Source organism: Neisseria sp. P0021.S006, from assembly GCF_051956895.1.
Genome location: NZ_JBQCWZ010000464.1, coordinates 1 through 1088 on the forward strand (window position 1 = coordinate 1; position 1088 = coordinate 1088).

2 protein-coding genes are annotated in these 1088 nt (G+C 49.4%); both read right to left on the minus strand.

Annotated features, from left to right (window positions below):
* Positions 1-69 precede the first annotated feature (69 nt).
* Positions 70-618, minus strand: coding sequence for a carboxymuconolactone decarboxylase family protein (locus ACTHUM_RS15005; RefSeq protein WP_070843271.1), 549 nt, complete (start codon positions 616-618; stop codon positions 70-72).
* A gap of 149 nt (positions 619-767) precedes the next feature.
* Positions 768-1088: YidB family protein (locus ACTHUM_RS15010; RefSeq protein WP_440403292.1), on the minus strand; the 321-nt coding region annotated here is incomplete at its 5' end.

Genomic DNA, 1088 nt, shown 5'->3' on the forward strand with positions numbered 1-1088 from the left:
GGCAACAAGGATATCCTTGCTTTTTGCTAAAAGGCCGTCTGAATTTTCAGACGGCCTTTTTTGATGAGATTAGGCAAATGCCTGCAATTCAGGGTTGATTTCGGTTTTGGCAAGGTTGTTGACGTAGTTGCACAAGGTTGCCAAAGCAACGCCCATGACGACTTCAACGGCTTGCTGTTGGTTGTAGCCTGCATCGAAGAAAGCTTTCAGCTCGTCGTCGGATACCGCGCCTTTTTTCGCCATAATGGCCTGGGTGAATGTCGCCAAAGCACCCAGTTTGGCATCGTCAAACTCGCCTGCAGCCAATGCGCGTGCGGCTTTGATGGATTGTTCGGACAGCAGTTTTTTCAGGGTGGCCAGTTTGGTGTGGCCGGCAACGCAGAAACCGCATTCGTTGGTACGGGCGGCGATGATTTGGACAACTTCAACTTCGCCGTCAGTCAGGCTGTTGGCCGCATTCAGCTTGCCAACTTCTTGATAAAACGCCAAAGCTTCAGGCGCATTGGCCAAAACGCCGATCAGGTTAGGAATAAAGCCGTTGTTTTTCAATACGGCTTCAACGCGTGGTTTAGCAGCTTCAGGAGCGGTTTCAACTGTGTGTATGGTCAAGCGGGACATGTGTATAACCTTCTTATTTGGTGAAATGAAGTGTCCATCATAAGCCATCTGCCTCCATCAGAAAAAGACTTATTGGTTATTTACCGTGAACCAAAAGTTATAAGGCCGTCTGAACGGATTCAGACGGCCTTATCAAATGATTCAATTCATTATTTCATAAAGTTTTTCAGCAGCATAGAAGCAATGTCGTCCAAGCCGAAGCCATCCGCATCTTGAGCCGTGCCGTTAGGTGTGGCTTTATCTACCAAGTCAGGCAATACTTTGGCCAACAAATCGCCTGCTTGACCGGCATCCACGCCGAATTTTTGCGCGATTTGGTTTACCGTATCGCTGCCCAAAGCATTTTGTAGGTCGCTGCCGGACACAGGCAGGTTGCTGGATTGGTTGGAAACCCAGCTGCTCAGGGCATCGCCCAAACCGCCTTGTTGCAGTTGGTTGATCAGGTTGCCCACACCGCCTTGCTGTTTCAC

What these genes read in the sequence shown, in the direction of transcription:
- ACTHUM_RS15005 (WP_070843271.1), bottom strand. Translation starts at nt 618, where the DNA reads ATGTCCCGCTTGACCATACACACAGTTGAAACCGCTCCTGAAGCTGCT.